Below are 13973 nucleotides of genomic sequence, written 5' to 3'. Positions count from 1 at the left end.
CAATGAGTTCGGAATACCGTACCGGCCGCGAGGGTGAGTTCACCTACCGCGGTCACACGCTCGACGAGCTGCAGGAGATGTCGCTCGACGAGGTCGCGGAACTGCTGCCCGCACGACAGCGGCGAACCATCAACCGAGGACTCACGGTCCAACAGGAGAAGCTGCTGGAGGCGGCCAGCGAGGCCGACCCCCAGGAGACCGCCAACGACCCGATCCGGACCCACCTCCGGGACATGCCCATTCTGCCTTCGTTCGTCGAGAAGACGTTCGAGGTCTACACCGGGCAGTCCTTCGAGCGCGTCCGCGTCGAGCCCGAGATGATCGGGCACTATCTGGGCGAGTTCCAGCTGACCCGGACGTCGGTCGAACACGGTCAGGCCGGAATCGGCGCGACCCGGTCCTCGAAGTTCGTGCCGCTCAAATAACTATGGGTATCAACTACAGCGTCGAGGCCGACCCGGAGACCACCGCCAAGGGGATGCTCCGCGATCGGCCCATCAGCCTGAAGCACAGCAAGGCCATCTCGCGTGAGATCAAGGGGATGCCCGTCGAGGACGCGGAGGAGTACCTCCAGGACGTCATCGACGAGAAGCGCTCCGTTCCGTTCAAACAGCACAACACCGGCGTCGGACACCGCTCCGACATCGACGGCTGGGACGCGGGTCGCTACCCCGAGAAGGCCTCGAAGGCGTTCCTCGAACTCCTGCAGAACGTGGCGTCGAACGCCGACGAGCAGGGATTCGACGGACGTTCGATGACGATCAAACACGTCGCCGCCCACAAGGTCGGCGAACGGCAGGGTCGCAAGCCCCGTGCGTTCGGGAGCGCCGACCCGTGGAACACGCCGATCTGTGACGTCGAACTCATCGTCGAAGAACCCGAGGAGGTCGAAGCCTAATGGCTGACGAACACCAGTTCATCGAAGACGGACTGCAGCGCTCGCAGATCGACGAGTTCTTCGCCGAAGAACTCGGCCGCGCCGGCTACGGCGGGATGGACGTCGCGAAGACCCCGATGGGGACTCAGATCGTCCTGAAGGCCGAAAAGCCCGGTATGGTCATCGGCAAGGGCGGGAAGAACATCCGCAAGGTCACCCGCGAACTCGAAGAGCGGTTCAACCTCGACGACCCCCAGATCGACGTCCAGGAGGTCGACGAGCCCGACCTGAACGCTCGCATCGTCGCGGACCGCCTCGCGAACGCGCTCGAACGCGGCTGGTACTTCCGGAAGGCGGGCCACACCACGATCGACCGCATTATGGAGTCCGGCGCACTGGGCGCCGAGATCGTCCTCAGCGGGAAGGTCACCGGTGCACGCTCGCGCGTCGAGAAGTTCAACCGTGGCTACATCAAGCACAACGGCGAACCGGCCCAGGAGATCGTCGACGAGGGCCAGGGCGTCGCCGTGATGAAGCTCGGTACCATCGGCGTGACCGTCAAGATCATTCCGCCGGGAGCAGAGCTCCCCGACGACTTCGAGATCCACGAGGACGTCGACGTCGAGCCCGTCGAGCAGGTCGCAGAGAGCGAGGGCGTCGAGGCCCTCCTCGAAGAGGAACCCGAAGAGATCCCCGACGTCGGCGAGACTGACGAGGATGTCGAGGTTCCCGACGAGGCTCCCGAGGAAGTCATCGACGAGGAAGTCGTCGAAGAAGTCATCGAGGAAGAAGCCGAGTCCGGGTCTGAGGATGTCGACGAAGACGTCGAGGTCCCTGACGAGTCGGACGTCGAAGAGGAACTCGACGAACTCGACGAGGAGGTCGAAGCGGAAGCCGAAGAGCTCCTCGACGAGATGGAAGACGCCGACGAAGACGAAGACGAGGAGGAGGAATAACCGATGGCGATCCTCTACCCCGAAGAGATCCGCGATATGACGGCCGCAGAGCGCGACGCCGAGCTCGAAGAGCTCGAGACCGAGCTGCTCAACACGCGCGCAGTCCAGGCTGCCGGTGGCGCACCGGAGAACCCGGGCCGCGTCAGCGAGCTGAAGCGGACGATCGCGCGGATCAAGACGATCCAGCAGGAAGAAGGCGACCTCGAATAACAGATGGTACTGACACCCGAGACGCTGACGCGACACGAGCTTAACGGCCTCCGCGTGGCCGTCGTCGACGCGCCCAACCCCGACCTCGTCGGGATCGAGGGCCGCATCGTCGTCGAGACGATGCAGACGCTGCACGTCGACGTCAGCGACAGCGATGCCGCGACCGACGACGCCGACGCGACTCGCGACGGTCGCACTCGGGTGAAACAGGTGCCGAAGCAGGGCTCCACGCTGGAGTTCGAGCTTCCCTCCCCGGAAGGAACATCCGGACGCACAGATGAAGCCGCCGACGCCGAGAAGGCGTCGGGGACCACGTCCGAACTTCGGTCGGATACTGCCGGCGCATTCGCCGGTCAGTCTGATCGGCCGGCTGCGGAGCCCGCAGCGGCTTCTCGGCGCGACGCCGAGAATTGCGAGGGCGTGGCCTACGTTACGGTGGATGGCACACGTCTGCTCTCACGACCCGCCTTGCGGACCGAGAAGGCAGGTGACTCACTATGGCGATAGGACTGAACGTAGAAGAACCGGAGGAGCCGTGCTCCGACGAGAACTGTCCGTTCCACGGGACGCTTTCCGTGCGCGGTCAGACGCTCGAAGGCACGGTCGCCTCCACCGACATGGAGAAAACCGTCATTGTGGAGCGCGAATACGACGTTCGCGTTCCCAAGTACGACCGCTTTATGAAGCGGCGTAGTCGCATCCCCGCTCACGCACCCCCGTGCGTGGACATCGAGGAAGGCGACACGGTGCGTATCGCAGAGACCCGACCGCTGTCGAAGACCAAATCGCACGTCGTCGTCGACGTGCTCGGAGGTGAGGAGTGATGGAGGCGCTGAAAGCCGACGTCACGAAGGGCCTCGAACGAGGCTCCCTCATCACGTGCGCCGACAACACCGGCGCGCGCGAACTGAAGGTCATCAGCGTGAAGGGCTACTCAGGAACCAAGAACCGACACCCCAAGGCGGGCATCGGCGACCAGGTCACCGTCTCGGTGACGAAAGGGACGCCGGAGATGCGCCGCCAGGTGCTCGAAGCCGTGATCGTCCGCCAGCGGAAACCGATCCGCCGGCCGGACGGCACGCGCGTGAAGTTCGAGGACAACGCCGCCGTCATCATCGACGAGATGGAAGAGCCTCGCGGGACCGAGATCAAGGGTCCCATCGCGCGTGAAGTGGCCGAGCGCTTCGGGAGCATCGCTTCGACGGCGACGATGATCGTCTGAACACTGAACAGTATGACAAAACAACCACGCAAACAGCGAACTCGGAAGCAGAACGCGCCCCTGCACGAGCGGCAGAACCAGGTCCGCGCGACGCTGTCTGACGACCTCCGCGAGGAGTACGGACAGCGCAACGTTCGCGTCAACGCGGGCGACACCGTCGAGGTCCTCCGCGGCGACTACGCCGGCACGGAAGCCGAAGTCGTCGAGGTCGACCTCACGGACGCGGTCGTACACGTCGAAGACGTGACGGTCGAGAAGGCCGACGGCGAGGAAGTGCCTCGTCCGCTCGACGCCTCGAACCTCCGCGTGACGGAACTGGACCTCGAAGACGACCGCCGTGAGGCGCGGCTGCAGGCCGACACGGAGGACGAACAATGACTCGACATCAGAAGCGACTCTCGGCACCGAACGCCTGGCCCGTCGAACGGAAGACCCAGACGTTCACCGTCAAAGCCGGCGCGGGTCCGCACGGAGAGGCGGGGGTTCCCCTGCTCATCCTCCTGCGCGACGTGCTCGGTTACGTCGACTCGAAGAAAGAGGCGCGCTACGCGCTGAACGAGGGTGCGGTCCTCGTCAACGGCGACGCCGTCTCCGACGAACAGCGCCCGGTGGGGATGTTCGACATCCTCGCGTTCACCGAGCGCGAAGAGTACTACCGCGTCTTCCCCGAGGAGGGTGGACGCCTGGCGCTGACCCCGATCGACGCCGACTCCGCAGACAGCCGACTCGGCAAGATCGTCCGCAAGCAGGACGTCAGCGGCGGCGCGACGCAGCTCACGCTCCACGACGGCGCGAACGTCCGCCTCGACGAGGGCGGCGACGAGTACAGCACGAAAGACTCTCTCGTCGTCGATAACGAGACGAAGGAGATCGTCGCGCACTTCCCCTACGAGGAGGGCGCACTCGTCACCGCCATCGACGGCACCCACTCGGGTGAGATCGGCGAGATCGACGAGATCACCGTCACCGCCGGCAGCGGCGACAACACCGTCATCGTCGAGACCGACGACGGCGCCTTCGAGACGATCGAAGACTACGTCGTCGTCATCGACGAGAACTTCGTCGCCGACGAGGACGAAGACGGAGGTGACGACGAATGAGCGAGTCGTTCCACGAGATGCGCGAGCCACAGATCGAGAAGGTCGTCGTCCACATGGGCGTCGGCGAAGGTGGCCGCGAACTCGCGAATGCAGAGGAGATTCTCGAAGAGATCGCCGGACAGGAAGCCGTCCGCACGACGGCGACGCGCGCCGCGACGCAGTTCGGTGCGCGCACCGGCGACCCGGTCGGCGCGAAGGTCACCCTTCGCAACGAGCGGGCCAACGAGTTCCTGGAGACGGCGCTGCCGATCGCCGACCTGTCGGACAAGCAGTTCGACGACACGGGGAACTTCAGCTTCGGTGTCGAAGAGCACACCGAGTTCCCCTCCCAGGAGTACGACCCCCAGATCGGGATCTACGGGCTGGACGTGACGGTCAACCTCGTCCGTCCGGGCTACCGAGTCAAAAAGCGCGACAAGGTGTCGCGCTCGATCCCCAAGGCGCACCGACTGACGCCTGAAGACGCGATCGCCTTCCTCGAAGACGCATTCGACGTCGACGTGGAGGTCACAGAATGAGCGAATCAGAGACAGAACAGACGGGCGAGCACGCGAGCCGTCGCACGGGTCAGAGCCACGAGTGCCGACGTTGCGGACGCAACCAGGGACTCGTCGGTAAGTACGAGATCTACCTGTGCCGTCAGTGCTTCCGCGAGGTCGCCCGCGAGATGGGATTCAAGAAGTACCGATAATTATGGCAGGAAACGATCCACTCGCCAACGCGCTCGCCGGCGTGAACAACGCCGAGAGCGTCGGGCACCTGTCGCACGAGATACAGCCCGCCTCGAACGTCATCGGCTCCGTCCTCGAGGTCTTCTACGACCGCGGGTACATCGACGGCTTCGAGTTCGTCGACGACGGCAAGGCTGGACAGTTCGAGGTCGAACTGAGCGGCGCGATCAACGAATGTGGTGCCGTCAAGCCCCGCTACTCCGCGGGTGCAGACGAGTTCGAGAAGTGGGAGAAGCGATACCTCCCCGCCCGAGACTACGGGACGCTCATCGTCACGACGAGCCACGGCGTCATGAGCCACTACGAGGCCCGCGACCAGGGCATCGGTGGTCAGGTAATCGCCTACGTGTACTGAGACAATGACCAGAGTAGAAATCGAAATTCCGGACGAGGTCTCCGCCGAGGTGTCGAACCTCGATCTGACAGTCGAGGGGCCGAACGGCAGCGTCACCCGGACGCTGTGGTTCCCCTCCGTCAGCGTCAGCGTCGAGGACGACCAGGTCGTCATCGAATCCGACGAGACCGACGCCAAGACGAACGCGACTGTCGGGACCTTCGAGAGCCACGTGTCGAATATGATCCACGGGGTCACCGAAGGCTGGGAGTACAAGATGGAAGTCTACTACGCCCACTTCCCGATGCAGGTCGACGTCGACGGCGACGAGGTCGTCATCGAGAACTTCCTCGGAGAGAAGTCCTCGCGACGGACACCGATCCGCGGAGACACGGACGTACAGGTCGACGGCGAAGAGGTCACCCTGATGGGACCCTCGAAAGAGGACGTCGGGCAGACCGCCGCCGACATCGAACAGCTCACTCGCGTGACGGACAAGGACACGCGCGTCTTCCAGGACGGCGTCTACATCACGCAGAAGCCGCAGACGGGAGGTGCCTAACATATGTCCGACGACGACATCGAGACACTCGAAGACATCAGCGGCGTCGGCCCCTCGAAGGCCGACGCGCTCCGTGAGGCAGGCTACGAGTCGGTCGACGACGTGAAGGCCGCAAGCCAATCGGAACTCGCAGAGGTCGACGGCATCGGGAACGCGCTCGCGGCCCGTATCAAGGCCGACGTGGGCGGACTCGAAGTCACCGAGGAGACCGAGGCAGAAGTCGAAGAGGAGACCGAAGAGGAAGCCGAGCCCGAGGAGGAGGTCGAGACCGAACTCCGTCCCCGTGGCCACCCCGACAAGACGCCGACCCTCGACGACGATACCGCGCGAGCGCTGGGCCAGAAGCACCGCGAGGGCAAGCCCGCGTTCCGTCGGCAGCAGTACCACAAGAAGAAGCGGACGCCCGAATCGTGGCGGAAGCCCCGCGGCAACCTCTCGAAACAGCGCCGCGGCATCAAGGGCAAGGGCGATATGGTCGAGGCGGGCTACCGCACGCCGAAGGCCGCCCGCGGTCTGCACCCCTCGGGATTCGAGGAAGTGCGCGTCCACAACGTCGACGACCTCGAAGGCGTCGACGGGGACACCCAGGCCGTCCGAATCGCCTCGAAAGTCGGCGCACGCAAGCGCGAACGTATCGAGGAAGTGGCTGAGGACCGCGAGATCCGCGTCCTCAACCCGACCTACGTCGAAGTGGAGGTCGAAGAGTAATGACGGATCTGAAAGCACAGAAGCGTATGGCCGCCGACGTCCTCGACGTCGGAAAGGACCGCGTGTGGTTCGATCCAGACGAACAGTCCGAGATTGCGGAGGCCATCACTCGCGACGACATCCGTGACCTGGTCGATCAGGGGACCATTCGCGCCAAGGACGCGAAGGGCAACTCCAAGGGTCGCGCTCGCGAGCGCGCATCGAAGCGCGCCTACGGTCACCGCAAGGGCCCCGGCTCCCGCAAGGGGAAAGCCGGCGGTCGGAAGAACTCGAAAGACGAATGGGTCAGCCGCATCCGCGCACAGCGTCGTCGCCTGAAGGAACTGCGCGACGACGGCCCGCTCAATCCGACGCAGTACCGCGAAGTGTACAACAAGGCGTCGGGTGGCGAGTTCGAAGACGTGGCGCGGCTCGAAGCACACATCCGGAATAACTACGACGTGGAGATAGAATAATGGCAACAGGACCACGCTACAAGGTGCCGATGCGGCGTCGCCGCGAGGTCCGGACGGACTACCACCAGAGGTTGCGCCTGCTGAAATCGGGCAAGCCCCGCCTCGTTGCTCGCGTGAGCAACAAGCACGTCAGGGCGCAGCTGATCACCCCCGGTCCGGACGGAGACGAAACGCACGCGGCCGCGTCCTCGGAGGACCTCGGCGAGTACGGCTGGGAGGCTCCCACTGGGAACCTGCCGAGCGCGTACCTCACCGGGTTCCTCGCCGGGATGCGAGCCATCGAAGCCGGCCTCGAAGAGGCCGTACTCGACATCGGACTGAACACCGCGACGCCCGGTAACAAGGTGTTCGCGGTGCAGGAAGGAGCAATAGACGCTGGCCTCGAGATCCCGCACAACGACGCGGTTCTCGCAGACTGGTCGCGTAACCGCGGCGAGCACATCGCCGAGTACGCCGAGCAGCTCGACGAGGACCTCTACTCCGGGGACTTCGACGCCACGAAACTCCCTGAGCACTTCGACGAAGTGCTCGAGCGACTACAGGAGGACGCATGAGCCAACGCAACGACAACGGCTGGACGCCGCGCACGCGGCTCGGCCGAATGGTACAGGAAGGCGACGTCACCTCGATGGAGCAGGCCCTCAACACGGGCCTGCCCCTGAAAGAGCCGGAACTCGTCGATCAGCTCCTGCCGGGGCTCGACGACGAGGTTCTCGACATCAATATGGTCCAGCGGATGACCGACTCCGGGCGCCGGGTCAAGTTCCGCTGCGTCGTCGCGATCGGTAACCGCGACGGCTACCTCGGCTACGCCGAGGCGCGAGACGACCAGGTCGGATCGGCTATCCAGAAGGCGATCGACGTCGCGAAGCTCAACATCATCTCGGTGGACCGCGGTTCGGGGTCCTGGGAGGACTCCGCCGGTGGCCTCAACTCCCTGACGCGGAAGGCAGAAGGGAAAGCAGGCTCGGTGACCGTCGAAGTGATGCCCGCGCCGCAGGGCCTCGGCCTCGCGGCTGCACCGACCGTCCGCAACATTCTCGAACTGGCGGGCGTCCAGGACGCCTGGACCCGCTCGAACGGGAACACGCGGACCACGGTCAACCTCGCGAAAGCGACGTACAACGCGCTGAAGAACGCCTCGCAGTCGCGGACGCCCCGACGCGCCGCGGCCAAGCAGCGTGAACAAGAGGTGAACGAGTGATGCAGGCAGTCGTTCAGATCCGCGGCGATGTTAATATGAGCACGGGCGTTCACGACACGCTCAAGATGCTCAACATCCATCACGTGAACCATTGCGCGCTCGTCCCGGAGACGGAGACGTACCGCGGAATGATCACGAAGGTCAACGACTACGTCGCACACGGCGAGCCGAGCGCGGACGCCATCGAGACGGTGCTCCGAACCCGAGCCGAGCCCGAGGAGGGCGAGGCTGACGTCGACGACGAGTGGCTCGCGGAGAACACCGACTACGACGACTTCGGTGCGCTCGCAGAGGCGCTGGTCGACGAGGAGACGACGCTGCGTGAGCAGGGTCTCTCGCCGGTCCTTCGACTGCACCCGCCGCGCGGCGGACACCGCGGTCAGAAGCACCCGACCATCGAAGGCGGTCAGCTCGGAAAGCACCAGACCGAAGAGATCGACGAACTCCTGGAGGCAATGCGATGACGTCGAAGAAACGACGCCAGCGCGGGTCGCGCACGCACGGCGGCGGCACCCACAAGAACCGGCGCGGTGCCGGCCACCGTGGCGGCCGCGGTCGCGCCGGTCGCGACAAGCACGAGTTCCACAACTACGAGCCGATCGGCAAACACGGGTTCAAGCGACCCGAGGACTCCCAGCGAACGATCGCTGAGGTCAACGTCCAAGAGATCGACGAGGACGCGGCCCTGCTGGCCGCCGACGGTCTCGCAGAGAAGGACGGCGACGCGTACCACGTCGACGCTCGTGACGTCGCAGACGATGCCGAAGACGCCGACATCGTGAAGGTGCTCGGTGGCGGGCAGGTCCGACAGGAACTGCACCTCGTCGCCGACGCGTTCTCTGACGGCGCGGCCGAACTCGTCGAGGACGCCGGCGGCAGCGTCGAACTCACCGAACGCGGCGAGGAGCTCGCCGCCGAGGACGAAGCAGAAGAATCTAACACAGACGACGCCGAGGAGTAATCCATGGGTTGGAAGGAGGCCGCCGAACCGGTGCTGACGCGGATGCCGTCAGTCGCGCGTCCGGAGGGACACGTCCCGTTCCGTCGGAAGCTTGGCTGGACTGCCGGGATCCTCGTGCTGTATTTCTTCCTGACGAACGTGACGCTGTTCGGACTGCAGACCAGTGGCGCGGGCGGGGACTTCTACGGACAGTTCCGTAGTATCCTCGCCGGCTCGCAGGGGTCGATCCTGCAGCTGGGTATCGGTCCGATCGTCACGGCGAGCATCGTTCTCCAGTTGCTCGGCGGAGCCGATCTGCTGGGGCTGGACACCGACGACCCCCGAGATCAGATCCTCTATCAGGGTCTCCAGAAGCTGCTGGTGGTCGTGATGATCTGTCTGACCGGGCTCCCGATGGTGTTCGCCGGCAACTTCCTGCCGGCGAGCGAACCGCTCGCGCAGTCGCTCGGTATCGGCACCGTCGGCGTGAAGGGTATCATCTTCGCGCAGATGTTCGTCGGCGGCGTCCTCATCCTGTTCATGGACGAGATCGTGAGCAAGTGGGGCGTCGGCTCCGGTGTCGGCCTGTTCATTATCGCTGGCGTCAGCCAGCAGCTCGTCGCGGGTCTGTTCAGTTGGCAGAGCCTCGGCGGGCAAAGCGGGTTCTTCCCGACGTGGATCGGGATCCTCACCGGTGCAGCCGAGATCGGCTCGCCGCTGACGCCGGGTGGTCTCTCCGACATCTTCCTCGGACAGGGGCAGATCCTCGCACTCATCACGACGTTGCTCATCTTCGGCATCGTCGTCTACGCGGAGAGCGTCCGGGTCGAGATCCCGCTCTCGCACGCCAACGTCAAGGGCGCCCGCGGTCGCTTCCCGGTGAAGCTCATCTACGCGAGCGTCCTGCCGATGATCCTCGTTCGCGCGCTGCAGGCGAACCTCCAGTTCCTCGGGCAGATCCTGAACAACTGGTGGACGGGGATGCCCGCGTGGCTCGGTCAGTACACGCAGGGACAGGTCACCGGTGGCCTGTTCTGGTATCTCGCGCCGATCCAGTCCCGTCAGGACTGGATGTGGTTCCTCGGATTCACCTCCCAGGAGCCCCTCGCGATCGTCGCCCGCGTGCTCATCGACCTGATCTTCATGATCGTCGGTGGCGCGATCTTCGCCATCTTCTGGGTCGAGACGACGGGGATGGGTCCCGAAGCGACCGCCCGTCAGATCCAGAACTCCGGGATGCAGATCCCCGGCTTCCGGCGGAACCCACAGGTCATCGAGAAGGTTATGGAGCGCTACATCCCGCAGGTGACCGTCATCGGCGGTGCGCTCGTCGGCCTGCTGGCCGTGCTCGCGAATATGCTGGGCACGATCGGCGGCGTCTCCGGAACGGGGCTGCTGCTTACGGTCTCCATCACGTACAAGCTGTACGAGGAGATCGCCGAGGAGCAGCTGATGGAGATGCACCCGATGATGCGCGAGATGTTCAACAACTAGCTGCGACATAGTTCCCTTCTCCTTCTTTCTCTCACCGCCGAGTGGCGTCGCTCTCGGTGCCTTGTTCGTCGGACGAACAGGGAAAGACTTGCAAGCACCGCGCTCCCAGAGCGACGTGTTCGTGTCGATCGACCTACAGCCACGGGTCACGACACCACGATACGCACTATGAATTGGTCCACATCCCTCCGCGTGCTCGTCGTACTGTCCCTCCTGCTCGGTAGCTCGGGCGCTGTCGTAACGACCGCCTCGGCCGCCGGTCCGGCCGTCCAGATGTCTGCTGTCACTATTAGTCCCGAGGACCCGAACACGGGCGAAACAGTAACTATCGAGACGACGATCTCGAACCTCGAAAACAGTCCCTCGACAGTCAACGTGCGGGACGTCTTCGTTCGCGTGCCCGGAACCACCAGAGAGTACGCGCGAGTCGAAGAACTCGGATCGATCGCCCCCGGCGGCTCGGTCACGGTACCCGTGCGGACGAGCTTTGAGAGCCCCGGCCAAAAGCGGCTGACGCTCAAGGTGGTCGTCCAAGACGACGCGGGCGAGTACTACTCCTACACGTACCCGGTGTACGTCGAAGTGTCCGACCCGACGGTCAGAGCGAGCCTGTCGGCCGGCACGCCCGAAAGCGGGTCTGGAACTGAGCTCACGCTCACGAACTTCGGAAACACGAACCTCACCGACGTCGATATCACGGCCACCGCCGATGGGGAGCCGATCGAACGCAACTTCCTGTTCGACGTCGACCCCGGATCGAGCCAATCGACCGTCTTCGACACCGACGACCTCGAAACAGACACGGTTACGTTCACCGCAACCTACTCCGCCGGCGGAGGTTCCCACACGACGTCGCTCGACGTCGACCTCGACGACCAAACCCCAGTGACGGGCGAAATCCGCCTCACCGGCGTGGAAGTCACCCGGTCCGGCACGGGGATTACTATTCAGGGCGACGCAGCGAACCTCGGGACCACCGACACGCAGTCGGTCCTCGTGCGCGTCCCCGACGCTGACGGTGTGAGCCCTGCGCCTCCGTCGGGTGAGTACTTCATCGGCGCGATCGAGGGTAGCGAGTTCGCGCGGTTCGAGCTGACGGCGCACGCTGAGTCGGACGTGTCGTCGGTCCCCGTCGAAATCTCGTACATCGTCGACAACGAGCGCGTAACGACGACACAGCAGGTGAGTCTCGACGCGGGGGTCGTGTCTGCGACCGACGGCGAAGCCGACAGCGACGGACAGCAGTCGCCGGGTGGCTCTGGTGCTGGTGGCCTCCCGCTGATCGCCATCGGCGGCGGCATCGTCGTGCTCGTACTCGTCGCGTTCGGCGTCTACCGCTGGCGACAATGAGCGTCATCGAACTCGAAGGCGTCGTCAAGCGCTATCAGAGCGGCGAGGAGGTGATCGAGGCGCTGAAAGGCGTCGACTTCCACGCCGACCGCGGCGAGATGGTGACGGTGATCGGTCCCTCGGGGTCGGGTAAGAGCACGATGCTGAATATGATCGGCCTGCTCGATACGCCGACAGAGGGAACGGTTCGGCTCGACGGCCGTGACGTCACCAACTTCACGGAAGACGAACTCACCGAGGAGCGACGCTCGACGATCGGGTTCGTGTTTCAGGCGTTCCACCTGCTGCCGATGCTGACCGCGACGGAGAACGTCGAACTGCCGTCGATGTGGGACACGAAACGCGACCGGCACGACCGGGCGGTGGATCTCCTGCAGCGCGTCGGGTTGGGTGACCGGCTTAGTCACACGCCGAGTCAACTCTCGGGTGGCCAGCAACAACGCGTCGCGATCGCCCGCGCCCTGATCAACGAACCCGAGATTCTGCTGGCCGACGAGCCGACCGGGAATCTGGATCAGGACACCGGGCGCACGATCCTCGAGGAACTGACGCGCCTGAAAGAGGAGGAGAACATCGCTATCGTCGCTGTGACGCACGACGAGCAGTTCGTCGAGTACACCGACCGCGTCGTTCGCCTCGTCGACGGGGAGGTGCAGTCGTGAGCATCACCAGCGCGCTGTGGCGGTTCCCGAGCGTCCAGATGGCGTGGCGGAATCTCGGCCGGAACCGAATCCGGACGGCGCTGGCGACGCTCGGAATCGTCATCGGCGTCGTCGCCATCGCGTCGCTCGGCATCGCCGGCGTCGCACTCCAACAGCAGGCGACCGCGAATCTCGGCACGCTCGCTGACGAAGTGACCGTCACCGCCGGCGAGGACAGCACCACCGAGGGCGTGACCGAAGAGCAAGTCGAGGAGATCCGAGGCCTCGCTGGCGACGCTGCGGTCGTCCCGAAGAAGTCCAACCGGACGACGCTCACCTCGCGTGACGGTCAGGAGGCTCGCGTCAGCGTGACTGCCCTGACGGAGGCGAGCGCGCTCTATGACGTCTCGGCGGGCGATAACCCCGACCGGCTACAGTCGGGGGCGTTACTGACCAATAGCACCGCGACCCAACTCGGCTTCGAGCTCGGGGACCCGGTAGAGTACGACGGACGGCTCTACCGGATTCGGGGGCTGATCGAATCGCAGAGCGGCTTCGGTGGCGGCGGCAACGAACTCGTGTTGCCCCTGTCGGCGCTCGCCGATCAACAGTACTACGACTCGGTGACGATCGTGGCCGCGAACGGCCGGGAAGCCCAGCGAACCGCCGACGCCATCGAAGCGCGGTTCAACGAGGGCGACGAGGAGGTGCTGAGCGTCACCAGTTTCGCGAGCGTGCAAGAGAACATCGACGCGTTCCTGAACACGCTCAACCTCGCGCTGATCGGGATCGGCTCGATCTCGCTGGTCGTCGCGAGCGTCGCCATCCTCAACGTGATGCTGATGAGCACGATCGAGCGCCGCGGTGAGATCGGCGTGCTCAGAGCCGTCGGAATCCGCCGCGGCGAAGTGCTCCGGATGATCCTCGCCGAAGCCGCGTTCCTGGGGGTGATCGGGGGCGTCGTCGGCGCCGCCGTCTCGTTCGCGGTTGGGCTCGTGGTGTTTCAGGTCCTGGCCGGTGATCCGACGCTCGTCTTCGGCTGGGAGAGCATCCGCTATCTGTTGATCGGGTTCGGCTTCGCCGTCTTCGCGAGCGTGCTGAGCGGGCTGTACCCCGCGTGGAAGGCCGCGAACGACCCGCCGGTCGAGGCGCTTCGCGGCTGATCTCGGCCAGCGGACTGTCCCCGAAC

Annotated in this window: 23 protein-coding genes; all 23 read left to right on the top strand. The window is 64.8% G+C overall.

All coding sequences use genetic code 11. The features are described from left to right. Window positions 1–2 precede the first annotated feature (2 nt). The 23 genes from RBH22_RS09580 to RBH22_RS09470 all read left to right on the top strand — a co-directional run bounded on the left by RBH22_RS09580 (window position 3) and on the right by RBH22_RS09470 (window position 13947). Window positions 3–425, top strand: a complete 423-nt coding sequence (locus RBH22_RS09580) for a 30S ribosomal protein S19 (protein ID WP_121569969.1) — start codon at window positions 3–5, stop codon at window positions 423–425. 2 nt (window positions 426–427) lie between these two features. Further along, window positions 428–898, top strand: coding sequence for a 50S ribosomal protein L22 (locus RBH22_RS09575; RefSeq protein WP_256289225.1), 471 nt, complete (start codon window positions 428–430; stop codon window positions 896–898). Continuing rightward, the gene (locus RBH22_RS09570; protein WP_306677338.1) at window positions 898–1833 is read left to right on the top strand and encodes a 30S ribosomal protein S3; all 936 of its coding nucleotides are present in this window, start codon (window positions 898–900) and stop codon (window positions 1831–1833) included. Before RBH22_RS09575 ends, RBH22_RS09570 begins: the two co-directional genes overlap by 1 nt. Before the next feature lie 3 nt (window positions 1834–1836). Then, on the top strand, window positions 1837–2043 hold the full coding sequence (gene rpmC, locus RBH22_RS09565; protein ID WP_121569966.1) for a 50S ribosomal protein L29: 207 nt from the start codon (window positions 1837–1839) through the stop codon (window positions 2041–2043). Between the two features lie 3 nt (window positions 2044–2046). Further along, a complete protein-coding gene (locus RBH22_RS09560; protein ID WP_306677336.1) occupies window positions 2047–2550 on the top strand; it encodes a ribonuclease P protein component 1 in 504 nt (167 codons plus the stop codon). Next, window positions 2541–2867 (top strand): 30S ribosomal protein S17, encoded by a 327-nt coding sequence (locus RBH22_RS09555; protein WP_121569964.1) that lies wholly within the window; start codon window positions 2541–2543, stop codon window positions 2865–2867. The genes RBH22_RS09560 and RBH22_RS09555 overlap by 10 nt, the downstream gene beginning before the upstream one ends. Next, window positions 2867–3265 (top strand): 50S ribosomal protein L14, encoded by a 399-nt coding sequence (locus RBH22_RS09550; protein WP_121569963.1) that lies wholly within the window; start codon window positions 2867–2869, stop codon window positions 3263–3265. The genes RBH22_RS09555 and RBH22_RS09550 overlap by 1 nt, the downstream gene beginning before the upstream one ends. A gap of 12 nt (window positions 3266–3277) precedes the next feature. Then, the gene (gene rplX, locus RBH22_RS09545; protein ID WP_121569962.1) at window positions 3278–3643 is read left to right on the top strand and encodes a 50S ribosomal protein L24; all 366 of its coding nucleotides are present in this window, start codon (window positions 3278–3280) and stop codon (window positions 3641–3643) included. Next, on the top strand, window positions 3640–4365 hold the full coding sequence (locus RBH22_RS09540; RefSeq protein ID WP_256545821.1) for a 30S ribosomal protein S4e: 726 nt from the start codon (window positions 3640–3642) through the stop codon (window positions 4363–4365). Before rplX ends, RBH22_RS09540 begins: the two co-directional genes overlap by 4 nt. Beyond that, entirely contained in the window at window positions 4362–4883 is a 522-nt protein-coding gene (locus tag RBH22_RS09535; RefSeq protein ID WP_121569960.1) for a 50S ribosomal protein L5, read from the top strand. The genes RBH22_RS09540 and RBH22_RS09535 overlap by 4 nt, the downstream gene beginning before the upstream one ends. Beyond that, window positions 4880–5056, top strand: a complete 177-nt coding sequence (locus RBH22_RS09530) for a 30S ribosomal protein S14 (RefSeq protein WP_049985035.1) — start codon at window positions 4880–4882, stop codon at window positions 5054–5056. Before RBH22_RS09535 ends, RBH22_RS09530 begins: the two co-directional genes overlap by 4 nt. 2 nt (window positions 5057–5058) lie before the next feature. Continuing rightward, window positions 5059–5451, top strand: a complete 393-nt coding sequence (locus RBH22_RS09525; RefSeq protein WP_121569959.1) for a 30S ribosomal protein S8 — start codon at window positions 5059–5061, stop codon at window positions 5449–5451. 4 nt (window positions 5452–5455) lie between these two features. Then, the gene (locus tag RBH22_RS09520) at window positions 5456–5992 is read left to right on the top strand and encodes a 50S ribosomal protein L6 (protein WP_121569958.1); all 537 of its coding nucleotides are present in this window, start codon (window positions 5456–5458) and stop codon (window positions 5990–5992) included. Between the two features lie 3 nt (window positions 5993–5995). Then, the gene (locus tag RBH22_RS09515; protein ID WP_306677335.1) at window positions 5996–6700 is read left to right on the top strand and encodes a 50S ribosomal protein L32e; all 705 of its coding nucleotides are present in this window, start codon (window positions 5996–5998) and stop codon (window positions 6698–6700) included. Beyond that, the gene (locus RBH22_RS09510; RefSeq protein ID WP_121569956.1) at window positions 6700–7155 is read left to right on the top strand and encodes a 50S ribosomal protein L19e; all 456 of its coding nucleotides are present in this window, start codon (window positions 6700–6702) and stop codon (window positions 7153–7155) included. The genes RBH22_RS09515 and RBH22_RS09510 overlap by 1 nt, the downstream gene beginning before the upstream one ends. Further along, the gene (locus RBH22_RS09505; protein WP_306677334.1) at window positions 7155–7709 is read left to right on the top strand and encodes a 50S ribosomal protein L18; all 555 of its coding nucleotides are present in this window, start codon (window positions 7155–7157) and stop codon (window positions 7707–7709) included. Before RBH22_RS09510 ends, RBH22_RS09505 begins: the two co-directional genes overlap by 1 nt. Beyond that, window positions 7706–8359 (top strand): 30S ribosomal protein S5, encoded by a 654-nt coding sequence (locus tag RBH22_RS09500; protein WP_256289220.1) that lies wholly within the window; start codon window positions 7706–7708, stop codon window positions 8357–8359. Before RBH22_RS09505 ends, RBH22_RS09500 begins: the two co-directional genes overlap by 4 nt. Then, window positions 8359–8823: a 50S ribosomal protein L30 gene (locus RBH22_RS09495; RefSeq protein WP_306677333.1), complete on the top strand. Its 465-nt coding sequence runs from the start codon at window positions 8359–8361 to the stop codon at window positions 8821–8823. The genes RBH22_RS09500 and RBH22_RS09495 overlap by 1 nt, the downstream gene beginning before the upstream one ends. Next, the gene (locus RBH22_RS09490; protein WP_256289218.1) at window positions 8820–9320 is read left to right on the top strand and encodes an uL15 family ribosomal protein; all 501 of its coding nucleotides are present in this window, start codon (window positions 8820–8822) and stop codon (window positions 9318–9320) included. Before RBH22_RS09495 ends, RBH22_RS09490 begins: the two co-directional genes overlap by 4 nt. A gap of 3 nt (window positions 9321–9323) precedes the next feature. Beyond that, window positions 9324–10793 carry a preprotein translocase subunit SecY gene (gene secY, locus RBH22_RS09485; protein WP_256545817.1) on the top strand — a complete coding sequence of 490 codons (1470 nt, stop codon included), beginning with the start codon at window positions 9324–9326 and terminating at the stop codon, window positions 10791–10793. A gap of 168 nt (window positions 10794–10961) precedes the next feature. Further along, entirely contained in the window at window positions 10962–12143 is a 1182-nt protein-coding gene (locus RBH22_RS09480) for a hypothetical protein (protein ID WP_306677332.1), read from the top strand. Next, window positions 12140–12805, top strand: coding sequence for an ABC transporter ATP-binding protein (locus RBH22_RS09475; RefSeq protein WP_121569949.1), 666 nt, complete (start codon window positions 12140–12142; stop codon window positions 12803–12805). Before RBH22_RS09480 ends, RBH22_RS09475 begins: the two co-directional genes overlap by 4 nt. Next, window positions 12802–13947, top strand: coding sequence for an ABC transporter permease (locus RBH22_RS09470; protein WP_306677331.1), 1146 nt, complete (start codon window positions 12802–12804; stop codon window positions 13945–13947). Before RBH22_RS09475 ends, RBH22_RS09470 begins: the two co-directional genes overlap by 4 nt. Window positions 13948–13973: the final 26 nt, after the last annotated feature.

The organism is Halobellus sp. H-GB7 (assembly GCF_030848585.1).
Lineage (GTDB): Archaea > Halobacteriota > Halobacteria > Halobacteriales > Haloferacaceae > Haloquadratum > Haloquadratum inordinatus.
The sequence above is the reverse complement of the archived record's forward strand: the minus strand, read 5'-3'. Positions and strand labels throughout refer to the sequence as shown.